We start from the raw sequence: 19,079 nt of genomic DNA on the forward strand, positions 1-19,079 counted from the left end.
TCCCGCCCCCGGCGTACGGCTCCGCCGGCTCGGGCAGGTCAGTTGCCGGCGAGGAGGCGGGCGGCCTCGGCGCTGCTGTCGCGCAGGAACTGGGCGCAGCGCTCGGCCTCGTCCTTCTCTCCGATGGCGCCCGCCGCGCGGCTCAGCGCGTGCAGGCAGCGGAGGAAGCCGCGGTTGGGGGCGTGCTCCCAGGGGACCGGGCCGTGGCCCTTCCACCCGGCTCGCCGGAGCTGGTCGAGCCCGCGGTGGTAGCCCGTGCGCGCGAACGCGTACGAGGTGACGGCGTGGCCGGCCGTGAAGTAGTCGTCGGCGAGCGCCGCCCAGGCCTCGGCGTGGGAGGGGAAGCGCGCGGCCACGTCGGCCGCCTTGGCGCCGGACTCCAGCATCTGCCGGGCCTCGGCGTTCTCGGGGAGAAGTGTGGGCGGCGGACCGGCCAGGAGGTTTTCGTGCGTTTCCATCGATCGATTCTAACGAGGGGATCGCCGGATTCATTCGGGGGTGAATCTACTTTCCGCGCCGCTTTTCCATACCGCGAAGACGCGGCGACTTTTCCGTGCTCACTGGAGACGGCGCAGTGAAGGCACAGTGAAGACGGCCCGGTGGAGGGGGTTCAGCGAAGACGCGGTGTCACAGGGGCGGTGCCGTGGGTGAGACGTCCGGAAACGGCGCGGCGCCGCGCGGAGCGGATCACGCCCGCTTCGCGCGACGCCTTCCGGCATCCGGCCCCGGATCAGCGGAGCTTGGTGCCCGCCGACTTGAGGTGCGCGCACGCCTCGGCGACGCGCGCGGCCATGCCCGCCTCGGCGGCCTTGCCGTACGAGCGGGGGTCGTAGACCTTCTTGTTGCCGACCTCTCCGTCGACCTTCAGCACGCCGTCGTAGTTGCGGAACATGTGGTCCGCGACCGGCCGCGTGAAGGCGTACTGCGTGTCGGTGTCGATGTTCATCTTCACCACGCCGTACGAGATGGCCTCGTGGATCTCCTCCAGCAGCGAGCCGGAGCCGCCGTGGAAGACCAGGTCGAACGGCTTGTCCTTGCCGAACTTGGCGCCGACGGCGTCCTGGATCTCCTTCAGGACGGTCGGGCGCAGCTTGACGTGGCCCGGCTTGTAGACGCCGTGCACGTTGCCGAAGGTGGCGGCCAGCAGGTAGCGGCCGCGCTCACCCAGGCCGACGGCCTCGGCGGTGGCGATCGCGTCCTGCGGCGTGGTGTACAGCTTCTCGTTGATCTCGCCGACGACGCCGTCCTCCTCGCCGCCGACGACGCCGATCTCCATCTCCATGATCACTCGAGCCGCCGCGCACTTGTCGATCAGCTCGGAGGCGATGGCGAGGTTCTCCTCCAGCGGTACGGCGGAGCCGTCCCACATGTGGGACTGGAACAGCGGCTCCTCGCCCCGGGCGACCCGCTCGCGAGAGATCTCGATCAGCGGCCGCATGAAGCCGTCCAGCTTGTCCTTCGGGCAGTGGTCCGTGTGCAGCGCCACCGTGACCGGGTACTTCGCCGCCACCACGCGGGCGTACTCCGCCAGCGCGACCGAGCCGGTCACCATGTCCTTGACCGTCGCGCCGGAGAGGAACTCCGCCCCGCCGGTCGATACCTGGATGATGCCGTCGCTCTCCGCCTCGGCGAAGCCGCGCAGCGCAGCGTTCAGGGTCTGGGACGAGGTCACGTTGATCGCCGGGTAGGCGAAGCCGCCCTCCTTGGCCCGGTCGAGCATCTCGGCGTAGACCTCTGGAGTCGCGATAGGCATCGGAAATTCATCTCCTTCTGAGACAGTTACCGGCGGTCGCAAGTATCCCGAAGCGCCCACCGATGTGTGAAGCAGGCTCCGGTCCGCGGCCCGTCTTCTTTCAGTCTTGCCTCATATCGGACCGGTAAGCTCTGGGCGTGGACGTGATCCTGAACCTCCTTGACCCGCAGTGGTGGCTGACCATGCTCGGCGCCTTCGCGACGGTCGGCGTCATCGCGATCATCTTTGCCGAGACCGGGCTGCTCGTCGGTTTCTTTCTGCCCGGCGACTCACTGCTGGTCGCGGCCGGGATCTTCAGTTCGGCCGCGGCGGCCCAGGGACTCGGCATCGAACCCCTGTCGCTGCCCACGCTGCTCATCGGAACGCCGCTGGCCGCGATCCTCGGCGCCCAGCTCGGCCATTTCATCGGCGCGCGAGTCGGCCGCAAGCTTTTCGACAAGCCCGACTCTCGGTTGTTCAAAAAGGAGCACGTCGAAAAGGCTGAGTTCTACTTCCAGAAGTTCGGCCCGGCCAAGGCGGTGGTCGCCGCGCGGTTCATGCCGATCGTGCGCACCTTCATGAACCCCGTGGCCGGCGTTCTGGAAATGGACGCGCGCAGGTTCTTCGTGTGGAACGCGGTGGGCGGTGTCGTGTGGGTCGAGGCGCTGCTGCTGCTCGGCCACTTCCTCGGCGCCAAGGTCGAGGGCATCGACAAGTACATCCTGCCGGGTGTTTTCGTGATCGTCGTGCTGTCGCTGGTGCCGATCGTCCGCGAGGTCTTGAAGAACCGGAAGGGCGGGAACGCCGACGCCCCGAGGGGCAAGCACCACGCCCGGCGCTGACCTTTTACTTGCCGAAAGTGCGATAAATCCCCATTTGGGTCCTGTTGACCTGTTCGCGGAACCGCTACTCTCCGGTATGTGGGACGCCACAGGACTGATCCGATGGGGATCGCCCGGCTGGTACTCATCGGCCTGGCGGTCCTGCTCGTGCTGGCACTCCTCGCCGTCGGAGCGAAGTCGCTCATGACGGCCCTCGGTACGGACGAGGCCGGCGCCGCCGCCACTCCCGCGGCCACCGGCGGCACGCCGTCGCCCGCAGGGACGCGTACCTCCACCGTGCAGATCGTGTGCAGCGCCGACCGATGCCCGGTGTTCGTCCGTATCCCCGGCGGGGACGTGCTGATGGACCGGGACATGACCAGAGGCGAGCAGGCCTCCTACTTCGAACCCGAGCTGGACGTGGTCCTCGGCGACGCGAGCACCGTCACGGTGCTGGAGAACGGGACCCAGCGTCCCCCGGGCGAGGCCGGGGAACGCCAGTCGTTCAAGGTCACGCGAGCCCCAGGTCCGTGAGGCCGTAGGCCGACCGGTACGGCAGGCCGGTGGCGGCCAGGTTCTCGTCGCCGCCCCGGTGGACGATCGTCGCGATGCCCACCACCTCGGCGCCCGCCTCGCGCAGCGCCTCCACGGCCGTCAGCACGGAGCCGCCCGTGGTGGTCGTGTCCTCCACCGCGAGCACGCGGCGCCCCTTCACGTCCGGCCCCTCGATGCGGCGCTGCAGGCCGTGCGCCTTGCCCGCCTTCCGTACGACGAAGGCGTCGAGCACCCGGCCGCGGGCGTGGGCGGCGTGCAGCATCGCGGTCGCGACGGGGTCCGCGCCGAGCGTCAGGCCGCCGACCGCGTCGTAGCCGAGGTCCTCGGTCAGGTCGAGCATCACCCGCCCGACGAGAGGTGCCGCGACGCCGTCCAGCGTGATGCGGCGGAGATCGACGTACCAGTCGGCCTCCTTGCCCGAGGAGAGCACGACCTTGCCGTGCACGACCCCCTTCTTTTTGATCTCGTCCAGCAGCTTCTCGCGGTCGTTCATGGCGCCCAGCCTACGAGGTCACGGCCATCGCTCCGGAGGTAAGGGCCCGACATCGGTTTAGCCGGCACATGGTCGGCGGAATCATGTGCGGGACGACGCCGCGTAATCGTGAGGTAACAATGAGTGCGGGAAACCGGCAAACCGATGCAGAACTGCTGGACGCGGTGCGGGGCGGCAACGTGTCGGCCTACGCCGCCCTCTTCGACCGCCACGTCACCGCGGCCCGCGCCCTGGCCGGGCAGATGGTCGAGGGCGACGCCGAGGCTGAGGAGATCCTCTCCGAGACGTTCGCGGCCGTGCTCAACGCGATCAGGAGCGGGAGCGGCCCCGAGTCGGCCTTCCGCCCCTACCTCCTGACCGCGCTGCGCCGTACCGCCGCCGGGCAGCGCGACGAAGGCGAGCTCGGCGCCCCGTACGTGGACCCGGCGCACATGGGGCCGGAGCGGTCGCCGGTCGCCGCGGCGTACTTCTCGCTGCCGGAGCGGTGGCGCATGGTGCTGTGGCACACCGAGGTGGAGACCTGCGCGGCGGCGGAGATCGCCCCGATGCTCGGCCTGTCGGTGAAGGGCGTCGCGGCGCTCGCGTTCCGCGCGCGGGAGGGGCTGCGCCAGGCGTTCCTGCAGATCCACCTGGCCGCCGGGCCGCTTTCCGGCTGCCGCGCCACGGTGGAGAAGATGGGGGCCTACGTCCGGGGCGGTCTGAGCCGGCGGGAGACCCGCATGGTGGACGGCCACGTCGCCGACTGCGTCGGCTGCCGCACGGTCTTCCTCGAACTGTCCGACCTCGTCCAGGGGCTGCGGGTCGTCGTCGGCCCCCTCATCGCCGGGCCTTTCCTCACCGGGTATCTCGCCGCGCTGAACGGGGCGGCGGAGGGAGGCGGGCCGCGGGCCGGCGGCGTGTGGGGGCGGCTGCGGCGGGTGCCGCCGGCGTACTGGGCCGCCGCCGCGGGTGCGGCCATGGCCGCCGCCGGTGGCGGCCTGCTCCTCGCCGGCACAGTCACCGGCGGACGGCACCCCGCCGCCCAGGGCGTCCACGACCGGCTGGACGGCTCCGGCGTCGAGGGGCGCTCCGAGCCGCAGCCGGTGCCCTCGCCGCCCGCGCGCTCACCCGTGTCCGTCCCGTCGGCGCCCTCCTCTCTCCTGCCGTTCACACCGGGGCGGTCGCCCGCTCCGTCGGCCACCGGCTCCGCGCGTCCCCGGACGGCCGGCGGCGGGTCGTCCTCGGGAGCGGCGACCCCCACTCCGGCGGCCGGGCGGCCGACCCTGACCAGGAAGCAGGCGCAGGCGCCCGTCCCCCGGACGGCCCGGCTCGCCGCGACCGTCGAGCCGGTCGGCGCGCTCGTGCGGGACCGGCGCGGCATCGTCGCGGTACGGCTGCGCAACACGGGGAACGCCGCCTCCGCCGAGGTGGAGGCGGCCGTGGACCTGCCCCGGGGGGTCGCCCCGGCGGCGGCCCCGGCGGGCAAGGGGCGCTCGACCGCCGCGCTGGAGGCGTCCGGCGGGTGGGCGTGCCGTACGAGCGGGACGGGGGCGCGGTGCGCGCACGACGGGCTCGCGCCGGGCCAGGCCACCTCGATCTTCCTGCCGGTGACCGTGGCCGGGGACGCGCCACGCGACCGCGGCCCCGCCGTACGCGTGCGGGCCGGGACGCTGCGGGCGGCGGCGACGTCGGCCAAGGGGGTGAGCGCGTCGGGGGCCACCGCGCGCTTCGCCGCCGACGGGCACGTGACCGGCCAGGCGGCCGGCGGCGACCTGCTGGCCTGCCCCTCGAAGACGTCCGGCTGCGCGGAGAAGGTCCTCGTCGACCGCGACGGCGACCCCTCGACACGGAGCTCCGGCTCGGCCCGCCTCTCGCTGCCGAGCCGCGCCCGGGTGCTCTGGGCAGGGCTGTACTGGTCGGCGGGCAGGGAAGGGAGCTCCCCGGCCGGGGTCGTCCGGGTCCGGGCGCCGCGATCGGCTCGCTACGTGACGGTGCGCGCCACCGAGCTGACCCGGCGGTCGTTTTCCCCGGGGACCGGCTATCTCGCGTTCGCCGACGTGACGCGCCTCGTGCGCGACGCCGGCCCGAACGGCGTGTGGTGGGTGGCGGACCCGTCCATCGGGATCGTCGCACCGGCCTCCGCGAAGGCGCTCCGGCCCTCCGGATCCCCCTCTCCCAGGGCCGCCGTCCCGGCTGTCTCTCCGCCCGCCTCTCCCAAGCGCGCCGTTCCTTCCCCTGCCGCTTCCGGGACCGCCGCGAGCTCCTCCGCCACCCCGGCGCCGAGCCGGAGCGGGCCCGCCGGCCGGGGGGCGGCCCGTGCCGCCGGTTCCGCGGGCCGTGCCGCCGGTTCCGCGGGCCGGGCCGGATGGACGCTGGTCGTGGTCGCCTCCGATCCGCGGCAGCCGTACGGGCAGGCGGCGGTGCTGGAGACCGCGTCGCTGCTGCGGGGCGGGCGTCCGCTCAACGTCACGCTCGGCGGGCTGGGGGCCGGGGGACGGGAGGCCCGGCTGGAGGTCCTGAGCTGGCCGGGGAAGGCCGGGCCGCGGCGCAACGCGGTGACGCTGCGTGGTCAGAGCCCGGTGCTCACCGTCCTGACCAGGAAGGACGCGCTGCTCTTCGGGCTGGCGGCGATCAGCGTGCCGACCCTCCCATAGTGCCTGATCTATAGCGAAATGAGGGGAAGGCAAGGCAAGGACAAACTGGTACGGTCTCCGTGAACGCCGCGGCATCGGGGCTGGGGCGCACGAGACCCCCATCGTGTCGGCGGGGCCTGAATCGTGTCGATTCACCCACGTCGCCTCACTGGCTTGATTACCCTGAGATGGCCTCGTAGAAGGGCGGTGTCGCGTGGATCGCTGCGCGTTGTTCGTTGACGCCGGCTACCTGCTGGCGGACGGCGCGCTCGCCGCGCACGGGACCCGCCACCGAGAGTCCGTCTCCTGGGACTACCCCGGCCTCCTGAAACTGCTGACCGGTCTGTGCACGGACCGTACCGGCCTCCCGCTGCTGCGCTGCTACTGGTACGAGGCGACGGTGGAGGGCCGCCGCACGACCGATCACGACGCGCTGGCCGACCTGCCCGGCCTCAAGCTCCGCCTGGCCCGGATCCGGCCCGGCCGCCGCGAGGGCGTCGACGCCCAGGTGCACCGCGACCTGATGACGCTCGCGCGCAACAACGCCGTCTGCGACGCCGTGGTGGTCAGCGGCGACGAGGACCTGGCCCAGGTCGTCAGCGACGCGCAGGACCTCGGCGTCAGGGTGACCGTGATCCACATCGGGGTCGAGGGCGGCTGGGCGGTCTCGCGCGCCCTGCGCCAGGAGTGCGACGACCTCATCGAGGTCGGCGGCGACCAGCTCCGGCCGTATGCCACCCTGAACGCCGACCAGGCTTCCGCCCCGGGGAACGGGCCGGCGCCGGCCCTGAACGGCCAGTCCTGGCAGAACGGCTCCGGCCAGCTCACGAGCGCCTCCTCCGGTAACGGCACGCTGGGCGGGGGCTTCGCCAACGGCACGATGAGCTCCCACAGCGGAAGCACGCCGAACGGCGCATCTTCCGGTGGGAACGTCGTCGCGGGGTCCGGCGGCGGTGCGGCGTCCGCTCCTTCCCCGGGAGCCGCGCACGCGCAGCCCGCCCTTCCCGCGTTCGCCGCGTACACGGCGGATCCGCAGCCCGCGCAGCTTCCCGTGCGGGCTCCGATCTCCGCGCCCGCTTCGATCGCGCCCGCTTCGATCGCGCCCGCTTCGATCGCGCCCGCCGCGCCGTCCACCTCGATGCCGAGCCCGGCCCAGACGCCTCCGCCCGCCCACGCCGCGCCGCAGGCGGCGCCACCGGCTTTGCCGCCGCCCCAGAGCTCGCCCCCGGTGCAGATCTCCTCGCTCGCTCCGGCCACGCCGCCGCCGCTTCCCGCGCCCATCTCGGCGCCGCCCGGGCAGCACGCGTCGTCCGCGCCCGCACCCGCGCAGAACCAGCATTCGGGGAGTTCAGGGAGCTATTCCGGCGCGTCAGGGAGCGCCTACCCGGCGCCCGGTCCGGTGCCGCTCGGGCCGTACACGGGGCCGCAGCCCACGCATGTGGCGTCGCACAGCGCGGGCAACGCGACGACGCTCACGGAGTCGGTGCAGTCGGCGCACAAGGAGGGGTTCGACTTCGGCGAGTCGGTCGCCCGTGACGCCCCCGTCCTGTGGCTGGAGGCGGTGCTGGCCCGCAAGCCCCGGATGCCCTCCGACCTGGAGGCCCGGCTGCTCCAGGGCTCGTCTCTCCCGATCGACTTCCTCCTCCACGAGGAAGTACGCCAAGCCCTCCGCCGCGGCTTCTGGGATGCCCTGGAGCGGGCGCGACACTAAGTCGCTCGGCGGGTCAGGTCAGGGCGTCGAAGCCGGCTCTGAGGCGGCCGACGCGTTCGGCGAGGTCGGCCATGGGGCCGATGAGGTGGCCGTCGCCCGTCTTCCCGACCAGGTCGCGTACCCGGGTCAGCTCGTCTTCGACGGCGCTGAGCCGGCGGGACAACTCGGGCAGCACCTCGCCCTGCCCGGCGCCGTTTCCTTCGGACAGCTCGGAGGTCACCCGGTCGCGCAGGAGCGCGGCCTGCTCGGTGAGGCGCTGGTTCATGTAGTAGAGCTCGACGAAGACGGCGACCTTGGCGCGCAGCACCCAGGGGTCGAAAGGCTTGGTGAGGTAGTCGACCGCTCCGGCGGCGTAGCCGCGGAAGGCGTAGTCGGGGGCGCTGTCCACGACGGTCAGGAAGATGATCGGGATGTTGCGGGTGCGCTCGCGCCGCTTGATGTGGGCGGCGGTCTCGAAGCCGTCCATCCCGGGCATCCGGACGTCGAGGAGGATGAGCGCGAACTCGTTGCCCAGCAGGGCCTTCAGCGCCTCTTCACCCGACCTGGCCCGGACGGGGATCAGGTCGAGCGAGCTGAGGATCGCCTCCAGGGCGATCAGATTCTCTTCGCGGTCGTCGACGAGGAGGATCTTGGCGCGGTCCGACATCGATCAGGTTCCTTCGCGGGTTTCGGGGGTGGCCTCACGGCCGCGCATCAGCCAGCCGCGCAGGCGTTCGAGCAGCCGGTCGACGTCCACCGGCTTGGGCACGTAGTCGGAGGCTCCGGAGGCGATGCTCTTCTCCCGGTCGCCGCGCATCACCTTGGCGGTCAGCGCGATGATGGGCAGGTCGGCGAACTGGGGCATCTGCCGGATGGCCGAGGTGGTGGCCCAGCCGTCCATCTCCGGCATCATGATGTCCATCAGGACGAGGGCGACGTCCTCGTTGCGTTCGAGCTGCTCGATGCCCTCGCGGCCGTTCTCGGCGTACACGACGGTCGCGCCGTGCCGTTCCAGCACGCTGGTGAGCGCGAACACGTTGCGGATGTCGTCGTCCACGATGAGGATCTTGGCTCCGTTGAGCGGGTCCTCGCCCTGCCAGTCCTGGCCGTTCATCAGCGGCGCGAGCTGGGGCACCGGCAGGTCGGTCGGGAGCGGGATCTCGGGGAGGACGTCGTCCCGCTCCCTCTCGATGAGATCGTCGCCCAGATCGGTGGCGTGCGCGCCGTTGGTCGTGGCGCCGCCGTCGCGCGCCGCGAGCGGCCCGGAGTACGCCATGGGCAGGTAGAGGGTGAAGGTGCTGCCCTGGCTCGGCTCGCTGTCGACGTGGATCTCGCCGCCGAGGAGGCGGGCGATCTCCCGGCAGATGGACAGGCCGAGCCCGGTGCCGCCGTACTTGCGGCTGGTGGTGCCGTCGGCCTGGCGGAACGCCTCGAAGATCACCTCAAGCTTGTCCGGGGCGATGCCGATGCCGGAGTCGATCACCGAGAAGGCGAGGATGTTGTCCGTCGCCTGGAGTGTCTCATCGACGTACGGCACGCTCACGGGCGCGTGGCTAACCTTGAGCTTGACCTCGCCCTTGGGCGTGAACTTGATCGCGTTGGAGAGCAGGTTGCGCAGGACCTGCTGCATGCGCTGCTCGTCGGTGCGCAGTTCGCCGGGCACGGTCGGGTCGACCTCGACCGAGAACGCCAGTCCTTTGTCCTGGGCGAGCGGGGCGAAAGTGGCCTCCATGTAGTCGACCAGCCGGGGCAGCGACAGCTGCTGCGGGTGGATGTCCATGCGGCCGGCCTCGACCTTGGACAGGTCGAGGATGTCGTTGATCAACTGCAGGAGGGACGAGCCGGCGCCGTGGATGGTCCGGGCGAACTCGACCTGCTGCGGGGTGAGGTTGCCCTCGGCGTTCTCCGTGAGGAGCTTGGCCAGCACGAGCAGGCTGTTCAGCGGTGTGCGCAGCTCGTGCGACATGTTGGCGAGGAACTCGGACTTGTAGCGCGAGGAGACGGCGAGCTGCTCGGCCCGCTCCTCCAGGGTGCGCCGGGCTTGCTCGATCTGGAAGTTCTGGATCTCGATCGCGCGGTTCTGCTTGGCCAGCAGCGCCGCCTTGTCCTCCAACTCCGCGTTGGAGCGGCGCAGCTCCTCCTGCTGGCGCTGCAGCTCGTCGGAGCGCTCCTGCAGCTCGATCGCGAGGCGCTGGGACTCCTTGAGCAGGTCCTCGGTACGCGAGTTGGCGATGATCGTGTTGATCGTGACGCCGATGGTCTCGACGAGCTGGGTCAGGAACGCGAGGTGCACCTCGCTGAACTGGTTGAACGACGCCATTTCCAGGACGCCGAGCACCTGGCTCTCGAACAGGATCGGCAGGACCACGATCTGGGCCGGGGTGGACTTGCTGAGCCCGGTCTCGATCGTGATGTAGTCGCCGGGGACGTTCTCCAGGATGATCTGCTGGGCCTCCAGGGCCGCCTGGCCCACGATGCCCTCGCCGAGCGTGAACCGCTGCCGGGGGCTCGGCCCGGGCTGGATGCCGTACCCGGCGATCAGGGTGAGCTCACCGTCCACCATGAGGTAGCACGCGCCGTGGCTGGCGGACACCAGCGGCGTCAGCTCGCTCATGATCAGCCGGGCGACCTCGATCAGGTCGCGGTGGCCCTGCATCAGGCGGGAGATCCTGGCCAGGTTGGACTTGAGCCAGTCCTGTTCCTGGTTGGCGTTCGTGGTGAGCCGCAGGTTGCCCACCATCGTGTTGATGTTGTCCTTCAGGTCGGCCAGCTCGCCCTCGGCCTCCGCCGTGATCGACTGGGTGAGGTCGCCCCTGGCGACCGCGCTGGTGACGGCGGCGATCGCGCGGACCTGGGTGGTGAGGCGCCCGGCCAGCTCGTTCACGTTCTCGGTGAGGCCCTTCCAGATGCCCTCGACGCCCTCGACCCGCGCCTGGCCGCCGAGGCGGCCCTCGGAGCCGACTTCGCGGGCGACGCGGGTGACCTCGGAGGCGAACGAGGAGAGCTGGTCCACCATCGTGTTGATCGTCGTCTTGAGCGCCAGGATCTCGCCCTGGGCGTCCACGTCGATCTTGCGGGTGAGGTCGCCGTTCGCGACGGCGGTGGTCACCTCGGCGATGTCGCGCACCTGGTATGTCAGGTTGTTCGCCATCGAGTTGACGTTGTCGGTGAGGTCTTGCCAGACGCCGGAGACGCCGAGGACGCGGGCCTGGCCGCCGAGTCGGCCTTCGGTGCCGACTTCGCGGGCGACGCGGGTGACCTCGTCGGCGAAGGCGGAGAGCTGGTCCACCATCGTGTTCATGGTGTCCTTCAGCTCCAGGATCTCGCCCTGGGCGTCGACGGTGATCTTCCTGGAGAGGTTGCCCTGGGCGACGGCGGTGGAGACGGCGGCGATCTGGCGGACCTGTGAGGTGAGGTTGTTCGCCATGAAGTTGACGTTGTCGGTGAGGCCCTTCCAGACGCCGGAGACGCCGCGGACCTGGGCCTGGCCGCCGAGTCGGCCTTCGGTGCCGACTTCGCGGGCGACGCGGGTGACCTCGTCCGCGAACGAGGAGAGCTGGTCGACCATCGTGTTCATGGTGCTCTTCAGCTCCAGGATCTCGCCCTGGGCGTCCACGTCGATCTTGCGGGTGAGGTCGCCGTTCGCGACGGCGGTGGTCACCTGGGCGATGTTCCGCACCTGGTACGTCAGGTTCTTGGCCATCGAGTTGACGTTGTCGGTGAGGTCCTTCCAGACGCCCGAGACGCCCTTGACCTCGGCGCGGCCGCCGAGTCGGCCTTCGGTGCCGACTTCGCGGGCGACGCGGGTGACCTCGTCGGCGAAGGCGGAGAGCTGGTCGACCATCGTGTTGAGGGTGTCCTTCAGCTCCAGGATCTCGCCTTGCGCGTCGACGGTGATCTTCTTGGAGAGGTTGCCCTGGGCGACGGCGGTGGAGACGGCGGCGATTTGGCGGACCTGTGAGGTGAGGTTGTTCGCCATGAAGTTGACGTTGTCGGTGAGGTCCTTCCAGACGCCGGAGACGCCGCGGACCTGGGCCTGGCCGCCGAGTCGGCCTTCGGTGCCGACTTCGCGGGCGACGCGGGTGACCTCCTCGGCGAACGCCGAGAGCTGGTCCACCATCGTGTTCACGGTGTTCTTCAGCTCGTCCATCTCGCCGACCGCGTCGACCGTGACCTTGCGGCTGAGGTCGCCGCGAGCCACCGCGGTGGTGACGACGGCGATGTCGCGGACCTGCGCCGAGACGCGGCCGGACATCGTGTTCACCGCCTCGGTCAGGTCGCGCCAGCTCCCCGACATGCCCCGCAGGTTGGCCCGGCCGCCGAGCTTGCCCTCGGTGCCGATGTCCCTGGTGACCCGCGTCACCTCGGACGTGAAGAGCGCGAGCTGGTCCACCATGCCGTTGACGGCCTTGCCGAGCCGCCGCACCTCGCCCCGGGCGGCCCGCGAGATGTCGATGCGCCGGGAGAGGTCGCCCTTGGCGACGGCGTCGATCACGTCCGCCGCGGCGCTGACCGGTGTGACCAGCGCGTCGAGCAGGTCGTTGACGGCCTCCACGCTGTCGGCCCACTGCCCGGTGCCCGGCCCCGGCATGAGTCGCTCGGAGAACTGGCCTTCGCGCACGACCTCGCGGCGGACCCGGGACAGCTCGTTCGCGAGGTGCTCGCGCCGGTCGGCGATCTCGTTGAGGAGGAGAGTGATCTCACTCAAGATCCCCGGGGCCGCATGCGGGACGCGGCGGCGGAAGTCGCCGTCGCGCCATGAGACGAGCGTGTCGAGCAGCGGCCTCAGGTCGGATTCGGCGTAGCGGATCTCCGATTCTGCGACCTCACCGTTGGCGCGCGACATCGAGCCTCCTTCCCCTGCGGGATTTTCCGGCCGGCGGGCACGGCGAAGGGCACCGCGACTGGCACGAACCTCATGCCAGTCTGTCACGTTCCGTGGAATGTAGTCGTCTGCTTGTTTTACGAGGGTCAGGGGGAAGTGTGATAACACGGAATCGGTGACGACTACCCCACGAGCCGTGCTCGCCGCGTCTTTCGCGCCGGGCGACGAAGCCGTACCAGCCACGAGGCGGTTCACGCGCGAGGTGATGACCGCGTGGGCGGCCATGTCTGTGAGTGGCGACGCCGAACGGCTCGCCGGCGACCTGGTGCGGGAGGCGGGCGACGGCCCGTTCGAGGTCATGTGGGTGCACCACGGCGACTCCGTGCAGGTCGAGGTGCGCGAGAAGAGCGACGTCGAGGTGCCCGAGCCGCCCACGAACGCCATCTCCTGGGGGGTCACGTTCAACGGCGCGAGCCGCACCCGGTGGGCGAGGATCGACCTCCCCGGCGGCGTCGGCCGTACCAGTGACGACTGGGTGGGCGAGCCGACGCACGGGCCGGGCTGGCTCGGCTTCCTCGCCGACGCCAGCGATCTGCTCGCCGGCACGCTCGACCCGGACATGGTCCCGGCGATCATCGCCCAGATCGTGGTCCCGAGGCTCGCGACCTGGTGCGCGGTCTACACGATGGAGCGCAGGTCGGGCGAGGTGGTCCCGGCCTACCTCTGGCACGCCGACGAGGCTCAGCTGGACACGCTGCGCGAGGAGCTCGCCGAGATCGTCATGCCGCCGGGGGAGGGGCCGGCCGTGCTGCACGTGGGCGAGTGGCAGGCGCTGGCCTTCCCGCTGACCGCGCGCGGGCGGCGGCTCGGCGTCATGTGCCTGGGCCGCAGCGACCGCTTCCCGGACGAGGGGATGCAGCTCGCCGAGGACCTCTGCCGGCGGGCCGCTCTCGCGATGGACAATGCCCGGCTGTACGCGCAGCAGGCGGCGGCGAACCTGGCGCTCCAGCGCAGCCTGCTGCCGCCGGAGGAACCGCACACGCCCGGCCTGGACTCGCATGTCATCTACGAGCCGGCGGGGGAGACCAACGAGGTCGGCGGCGACTTCTACGACCTGTTCCCGGTGGGCGACGGTGTCTGGCGCTTCGCCATCGGCGACGTCTGCGGCACCGGACCGGTGGCGGCGGCGGTCACCGGCCTGGCCCGGCACGCGTTGCGCCTGCTCGCCCGGGAGGGGTACGGCGTCGCCGCCGTGGTGGCCCGGCTCAACCAGGCGATCCTGGAGGAGGGCGACCGGGCGCGGTTCCTGACGCTGCTGCACGGCGAGATCACCCGCACGGAGGGCGGCCTGGACATCAGCCTGGTGTCGGCCGGGCACCCCGAGGCGCTGCGGCTGCGGCCGAGCGGCGTGGTGGAGGCCGTGGCGTCGCCGCAGTCCCTGCTCGGCGTCTTCCCCGAGGCCGAGTTCCACGAGGAGAGCGTCCGGCTGGAGTCCGGCGACGTCCTGCTCGGGGTCACCGACGGGGTGACCGAGCGGCGCAGCGGCGCGCGGCTGCTCGACGACGACGGCGGGCTGGCCAAGCTGCTGGCCGAGTGCGTGGACCTGTCGGCGCGCGCCGTGGCCGAGCGGATCCGTCGCGCCTGCCAGGACTTCGCGCCCGAGCCGAGCGCCGACGACCTGGCTATTCTCGTTCTGCGAGCGCCCTGATCGCGAAGTCGATCTGGAGTGACATCTGGCGGATGAGCTCGGCCACCACCAGGGTGCCGTGTCCCGCGTCGTACCGGTGGGTGCGGGCCTGGTGGCCGCGCCTGGCGAGCGCGTCGAGATAGCCCTCCAGCTGCCGCATCGGGCACCGCGGGTCGTTCTCCCCGGCGAGGACCAGCAGCGGCGCCTGCACCAGGTCGGCGTAGGCGATGGGGGAGCACGCGGCATACCGCTCGGGCAGCTCCTCGGGTGAGCCGCCGAGCAGCGCCCGGTGGTGGGCGCGCAGCCGTTCCGTCTCGTCCTCGTACGTGGCGACGTGGTCGGCGATGGGTGACGCGGCGATGCCCGCGGCCCAGATCTTCGGCTGGGTGCCCAGGCCGAGCAGCGTGAGATAGCCGCCCCACGAGGATCCGGCGAGGACGAGCCGCTCGGGGTCGGCCACGCCCCGGCGGACCGCCCATTCGCGCACGGCTGTCACGTCGGCCAGCTCGATGTGCCCGACGTCGCCGTGCAGGGCGTCGCGCCAGGCGGAGCCGTACCCGGTGGAGCCGCGGTAGTTGACCCGGATCACCGCGAACCCGCTGTCCACCCAGGCGGCGACGGCGGGCAGGAAGGCGTCGCCGTCCCGCGCGGCCGGGCCGCCGTGCAGCAGGAAGACCGTGGGGTACGGCGGGGCGCCGGTCTCGGGCCGGGAGACCAGCGCGTGGACCCGCCCGCCGGGACCCTCGATGTCGGCGTCCTCGACGGGCACCGAGGCCGGGGCCGTCCGGCCGGGGTTCATCACCACGTGGCCTTTGCTCGACCGGATCACCGGGGGCTGGGAGGCGCTCGACCACGCGTACTCGACGCTGCCGTCGGGGCGTGGGGCCGCCGCCTCGATGACGCCGCGCGGTGTGTCGATGGGGGTGAGCCCGCCTCCGGTGAGGTCATATCTCAGCAGTTCGGTGCGGCCGCGGTGGTTGTGCACGATGAGCAGGGCCCGGCCGTCGTCGTACCAGGTCGCGTCGATGTCGCCGGGCACGCGGAGCCAGATCTCGCGCAGCGCGCCGGTCTGCGGGTCCCAGACCAGCGGTTCGCGCCGGCCGCGTCGTTCGTGCAGGACGAGCAGTCTCCGGTCGCCGAGCGCGGGGGCGAACCCGACGCCGGTGAGGCCCTTGCCCGCGCCGTCGTCCAGCTCGCCGACCGTGCGGCCGTTCGCCCTGATCACGCGCAGGGCCGGGTGGCGCGAGTCGCCCTGCTCGCTGTGCTCGACGGCGATGAGGGACCCGTCGAGCGACATCGCGGCGACCGAGGCGTGCTCGGCGTGCTCGTAGATCGTGACCGGCTCCTCCTGGTCGCGGACGAGCAGGACCTGGAAGCCGTCCCGGCCGGAGCGTCCCACCGCGGCGCCGCCCGCGACGGACAGCCCGAGCCCGCCGGGGTGGCCGGGCGGCGCGTTCACGGGCACGTCGGGTCCGCCGGAGAACGGCTGGCGCATCCACCCGCCGTACTCGTCGCCGCCGGTGTCGGCGAACCACCAGATCCACTGGCCGGTGGGGTCGATGGCGCCGCGGGCGGTGCCGCCGGGGCGGTCGGTCACCTGGCGGGTGCGCCCGGTCGAGCGGTCCCAGGCGTGGATCTCCCAGGCGCCCGAGGCGTCGCTGCGGTAGACGGCCCGGTGCGGCGCCTGCCTGGCCCAGATCGGCAGGGTCATGCGCGGGGCCCGGAACCTGGCCTGCCAGCGTTCCTCGCCTTTCACGCGGCCTCCTGGATTCGGTGCCGGCGGGGTCGCGTCAAGTATGTCCCGCGAATCTGCGGAATCGCCGGAGAATGCCGGGAAGTTAAACCGGAATTTCTGGGGAAATGTCCCTTTGGTCGCAGCAGTATCAGGAGTTTCGTCGCGCCCAGGTGGTGATCCGGAAGGACGCGGTCACCCGTACCGGATCGGGCAGGTCGCGGACCCGGCCGGCCAGGGTGGCGGGGTCGGTGTGCCAGGCGCTCGGCCCCATCCCCACCACGGCCTCGACCTCCGGATGGGAGAGGTCGAGCGTGACCTCGACCGCCTCGCGTCCGGAGCGCGCGAACCGGTCGCCGAGCGCCGCCTCCAGCCGCCGTTCCTTGTCCTCGTCCACCGACAGCAGGCCCAGGCGCTCCACCAGGGGGCGCAGGTGCCCGGCGTCCGGGGTCACCACCGCGAGCGTGCCCTCCGGCCGCAGCACCCGGGCGAACTCGGCGGGGTTGCGCGGCGCGAACACGTTGAGCAGCACGTCCACGCTCGCGTCGCGTACGGGGAGGGGGCGCCAGACGTCCGCGACGACGGCGCCGACGCGGGGGTGCGCCCGCGCGGCCCGCTTGATCGCGTGCCGGGAGATGTCGAGGGCGATGCCGACGGCCGCCTCGGGCAGGGCGCGGGCCAGGTAGTAGCCGGTCCCCGCCCCCGCGTCCGCGACCACGGCGGCGTCCGCGCAGAGCCGGGCGAGCCGGTCGGCGAGCGGCGCGTAGTGCCCGGCGGCGAGGAAGTCGGCGCGAGCGGCCACCATCGCGGGGGTGTCGGCCGTGCCGGGCGCCGCGGACCCGGTCAGCAGGCTGACGTATCCCTGGCGCGCGACGTCGAAGCTGTGCCCGTGCCCGCACCGGACCGTGCCCCCGGTCAGCGCCAGCCCTTCCCGGCAGACCGGGCAGATCAGGTGGTCGATCACGTCGGCGAGCATGGGTCCCTTGACTTCCTCCCCACAGCTGAAGGCCGGGGAGATCCGAACCTGGAGGTCGGTGGTCGGCGCCGCACAGACCGCCTGACGGCAAGGTCTCCACGCCCTGTCACCGCAGCCCGGCGGCGAGTCCGCTTGGTTATCGCGAACGCCAAGACCCTACCAAGGGCTGGGCCGGCCCCACGGCTGAAACCCTGGTGGTGCGCGCGCGTTTCCTCCCTATTGTGGACGCCATGCCGCATGAGACGAAGATCGTGTCCGGTGTCGAGGTCGTCCCGTTGTGCGACGCCGTCGGGCCGATGGGGACGCACATCCGGAAGCCGCTGCCCGAGATGTTCCCCGGCGGGACGTTCGAGGAGGGTGAGGAGTGGATCCTCCACTTCCACTGCTACCTGCTGCGGGCGGCAGGGCGCACCATCCTCGTGGACACCGGGATCGGCGGGACCGGGTCGCCCGCGGCGAGCTGGGCGCCCGTGCCGGGGCGGCTGCCCGAGGAGCTGTCCGCCGTCGGCGTCGCCCCCGAGGACGTGGACCTGGTCGTCCTCACCCATCTGCACAGCGACCACGCGAGCGGCTGCGTCGGCGGTGACGGCCCGGCCTTCCCCAACGCGCGCCATGCCGTACAACGGGCCGATCTGGACTGGGCGCGCGGGCCGATGTTCGACCAGGTCGTCGCCCCGCTCCGCGACTCGCTGCAGATCCTCGACGGGACGACGGAGCTGCTCCCCGGGATCACCGCCGTCCACACGCCCGGCCACACCCCGGGGCACCAGACGGTCGAGGTGGGCGATCTCGCGCTGAGCGGCGACGTGGTGCTCCATCCGGTGCAGCTCCGCGACCCCTCGATCACCTACGTCTACGACGACGACCCGGAGCTGGCGGCGCGGAGCCGAATGGCCCTCCTTGAGCGGGTCGCCGTCCTCGCCACCGGCCATTTCCCCGAGCCCTTCACGCCGACGTCCGCGCGCTGATTTCCGGCACTCGGGGCGAAATCCCTACAAATCGCGTTTTTTGTGGACAAGAGGTGATATGGATTGCCGGTGGCGGCGGCGATCCGATAGTCGTTACGGCTATGCGAATCATGACGGCACTATCCGCGCTGGCTCTCCCCCTCCTTGCGATCCCGGCGCCGGCTCAGGCGGCGGCCAAGCAGGTCGGCGGGGCGACCTTCGTGGGGTACGGGGGATCCGGCGCCACGGTCTACACGTACCTGCCGGGCCGGGGATTCACCTCCACGACCAAGGTCCGCGGCCTGTTCCAGTTCTCCGCCGCGCCCGACGGCAAGAAGGTCGCCTGGATCGACGACAACGGCAGACTGCACGTGACCCAGGGGACGAAGGACGCCGTCGTGGCCAAGGGCGCCGTGGCCGGCATTCCGTGCGCCACCCCCGTCTGGTCGGCCGACTCCACCCGCATCGCGTACGCGATGACCGCGGCGGAGTCGATGGCCCCCATCGCGATCGTCGGCGCAGACGGCAAGAACCGCCGCACGATCGCCAAGACGTACGGCGTGTGCCACCTCGCCTGGTCGGCCGGCGGCCGCTACCTCGCGGGTTACGCCGGGAGCACCGACGGCGTCTTCCTCCTCGACACGACCACCGGCAAGTCTCGGCGGGCCGCGGGGATCAAGCTCGCGAACCACGTCCAGAGCCTGTCGCCCGACGGCCGCCGGGTGATCGTGAACAAGATCGGCGCGAACGCCCCCGGCGGTGACGGGACGTGGCCGCTCGCCTTCCGTCCCACCCTGGTGGACACCATGACCGGCGCGACCATCAAGCTGCCGGTCAAGGGCAGCCTCATCGGCGCGCTCTACACGAAGGACGGCCGGCTCGCGGTGCGGGTCAAGGGCGCCAAGAACAACACCATCGCGGTGCTCGACGGCAACCTGAAGGAGATCCAGCGGATCATCGAGCCCGCCGAGGCCCGCCAGTTCGGCCTGCTCGGCCTGATCTCGTAACT

Annotated in this window: 14 protein-coding genes; 7 read left to right on the forward strand and 7 right to left on the reverse strand. The window is 71.7% G+C overall.

What is annotated here, in order from left to right:
* Positions 1-38: 38 nt before the first annotated feature.
* Both AWQ71_RS26570 and fbaA read right to left on the reverse strand, forming a co-directional pair.
* Positions 39-458: a DUF3151 domain-containing protein gene (locus tag AWQ71_RS26570; RefSeq protein WP_067137830.1), complete on the reverse strand. Its 420-nt coding sequence runs from the start codon at positions 456-458 to the stop codon at positions 39-41.
* A gap of 272 nt (positions 459-730) precedes the next feature.
* Positions 731-1,753 carry a class II fructose-bisphosphate aldolase gene (gene fbaA / locus AWQ71_RS26575; protein WP_067137831.1) on the reverse strand — a complete coding sequence of 341 codons (1,023 nt, stop codon included), beginning with the start codon at positions 1,751-1,753 and terminating at the stop codon, positions 731-733.
* Positions 1,754-1,890: 137 nt separating this feature from the next.
* Here fbaA and AWQ71_RS26580 point away from each other — a divergent pair, with 137 nt between their 5' ends.
* Positions 1,891-2,574 (forward strand): DedA family protein, encoded by a 684-nt coding sequence (locus AWQ71_RS26580; protein WP_067137833.1) that lies wholly within the window; start codon positions 1,891-1,893, stop codon positions 2,572-2,574.
* A gap of 102 nt (positions 2,575-2,676) precedes the next feature.
* Positions 2,677-3,087, forward strand: a complete 411-nt coding sequence (locus AWQ71_RS26585; protein WP_067137836.1) for a hypothetical protein — start codon at positions 2,677-2,679, stop codon at positions 3,085-3,087.
* Here the strand turns inward: AWQ71_RS26585 and pyrE are convergent.
* The gene (gene pyrE, locus AWQ71_RS26590; protein ID WP_067137838.1) at positions 3,065-3,601 is read right to left on the reverse strand and encodes an orotate phosphoribosyltransferase; all 537 of its coding nucleotides are present in this window, start codon (positions 3,599-3,601) and stop codon (positions 3,065-3,067) included. The two genes, AWQ71_RS26585 and pyrE, sit on opposite strands and share 23 nt — an antisense overlap.
* Before the next feature lie 119 nt (positions 3,602-3,720).
* Here pyrE and AWQ71_RS26595 point away from each other — a divergent pair, with 119 nt between their 5' ends.
* Together AWQ71_RS26595 and AWQ71_RS26600 are read left to right on the forward strand one after the other, a co-directional pair.
* Positions 3,721-6,234, forward strand: a complete 2,514-nt coding sequence (locus AWQ71_RS26595; protein ID WP_169806632.1) for a zf-HC2 domain-containing protein — start codon at positions 3,721-3,723, stop codon at positions 6,232-6,234.
* A 193-nt stretch (positions 6,235-6,427) separates the two neighbouring features.
* A complete protein-coding gene (locus tag AWQ71_RS26600) occupies positions 6,428-7,924 on the forward strand; it encodes an NYN domain-containing protein (protein WP_067137843.1) in 1,497 nt (498 codons plus the stop codon).
* A gap of 13 nt (positions 7,925-7,937) precedes the next feature.
* Here the strand turns inward: AWQ71_RS26600 and AWQ71_RS26605 are convergent, their stop codons facing one another.
* Both AWQ71_RS26605 and AWQ71_RS26610 read right to left on the reverse strand, forming a co-directional pair.
* Positions 7,938-8,570, reverse strand: coding sequence for a response regulator (locus AWQ71_RS26605; RefSeq protein ID WP_067137845.1), 633 nt, complete (start codon positions 8,568-8,570; stop codon positions 7,938-7,940).
* Between the two features lie 3 nt (positions 8,571-8,573).
* The gene (locus tag AWQ71_RS26610) at positions 8,574-12,749 is read right to left on the reverse strand and encodes a HAMP domain-containing protein (RefSeq protein ID WP_067137846.1); all 4,176 of its coding nucleotides are present in this window, start codon (positions 12,747-12,749) and stop codon (positions 8,574-8,576) included.
* Positions 12,750-12,903: 154 nt separating this feature from the next.
* Between AWQ71_RS26610 and AWQ71_RS26615 the strand changes: the two genes are divergently transcribed.
* Complete coding sequence (locus AWQ71_RS26615; protein ID WP_067137848.1) at positions 12,904-14,436, forward strand: SpoIIE family protein phosphatase; 1,533 nt, start codon at positions 12,904-12,906, stop codon at positions 14,434-14,436.
* On the opposite strand, the gene AWQ71_RS26620 is transcribed toward AWQ71_RS26615, so the two are convergent.
* Together AWQ71_RS26620 and AWQ71_RS26625 are read right to left on the reverse strand one after the other, a co-directional pair.
* The gene (locus AWQ71_RS26620; protein WP_067137967.1) at positions 14,411-16,126 is read right to left on the reverse strand and encodes a S9 family peptidase; all 1,716 of its coding nucleotides are present in this window, start codon (positions 16,124-16,126) and stop codon (positions 14,411-14,413) included. The two genes, AWQ71_RS26615 and AWQ71_RS26620, sit on opposite strands and share 26 nt — an antisense overlap.
* 172 nt (positions 16,127-16,298) lie before the next feature.
* Complete coding sequence (locus tag AWQ71_RS26625; protein ID WP_067137850.1) at positions 16,299-17,123, reverse strand: putative RNA methyltransferase; 825 nt, start codon at positions 17,121-17,123, stop codon at positions 16,299-16,301.
* Between the two features lie 230 nt (positions 17,124-17,353).
* Here AWQ71_RS26625 and AWQ71_RS26630 point away from each other — a divergent pair, with 230 nt between their 5' ends.
* Both AWQ71_RS26630 and AWQ71_RS26635 read left to right on the forward strand, forming a co-directional pair.
* Positions 17,354-18,091, forward strand: coding sequence for an MBL fold metallo-hydrolase (locus AWQ71_RS26630; protein WP_067137969.1), 738 nt, complete (start codon positions 17,354-17,356; stop codon positions 18,089-18,091).
* 101 nt (positions 18,092-18,192) lie between these two features.
* Positions 18,193-19,077 carry a hypothetical protein gene (locus AWQ71_RS26635; RefSeq protein WP_067137852.1) on the forward strand — a complete coding sequence of 295 codons (885 nt, stop codon included), beginning with the start codon at positions 18,193-18,195 and terminating at the stop codon, positions 19,075-19,077.
* Positions 19,078-19,079 lie beyond the last annotated feature (2 nt).

It is taken from the genome of Microtetraspora malaysiensis, from assembly GCF_001528665.1.
Lineage (GTDB): Bacteria > Actinomycetota > Actinomycetes > Streptosporangiales > Streptosporangiaceae > Microtetraspora_A > Microtetraspora_A malaysiensis.

Bases quoted from the DNA above. Each gene is read 5' to 3' on its own strand.
- pyrE (WP_067137838.1), bottom strand. From the start codon at position 3,601: ATGAACGACCGCGAGAAGCTGCTGGACGAGATCAAAAAGAAGGGGGTC.
- AWQ71_RS26625 (WP_067137850.1), bottom strand. From the start codon at position 17,123: ATGCTCGCCGACGTGATCGACCACCTGATCTGCCCGGTCTGCCGGGAA.
- fbaA (WP_067137831.1), bottom strand. From the start codon at position 1,753: ATGCCTATCGCGACTCCAGAGGTCTACGCCGAGATGCTCGACCGGGCC.
- AWQ71_RS26605 (WP_067137845.1), bottom strand. From the start codon at position 8,570: ATGTCGGACCGCGCCAAGATCCTCCTCGTCGACGACCGCGAAGAGAAT.
- AWQ71_RS26570 (WP_067137830.1), bottom strand. From the start codon at position 458: ATGGAAACGCACGAAAACCTCCTGGCCGGTCCGCCGCCCACACTTCTC.
- AWQ71_RS26595 (WP_169806632.1), top strand. From the start codon at position 3,721: ATGAGTGCGGGAAACCGGCAAACCGATGCAGAACTGCTGGACGCGGTG.
- AWQ71_RS26635 (WP_067137852.1), top strand. From the start codon at position 18,193: ATGCGAATCATGACGGCACTATCCGCGCTGGCTCTCCCCCTCCTTGCG.
- AWQ71_RS26585 (WP_067137836.1), top strand. From the start codon at position 2,677: ATGGGGATCGCCCGGCTGGTACTCATCGGCCTGGCGGTCCTGCTCGTG.
- AWQ71_RS26620 (WP_067137967.1), bottom strand. From the start codon at position 16,126: ATGACCCTGCCGATCTGGGCCAGGCAGGCGCCGCACCGGGCCGTCTAC.
- AWQ71_RS26630 (WP_067137969.1), top strand. From the start codon at position 17,354: ATGCCGCATGAGACGAAGATCGTGTCCGGTGTCGAGGTCGTCCCGTTG.
- AWQ71_RS26610 (WP_067137846.1), bottom strand. From the start codon at position 12,749: ATGTCGCGCGCCAACGGTGAGGTCGCAGAATCGGAGATCCGCTACGCC.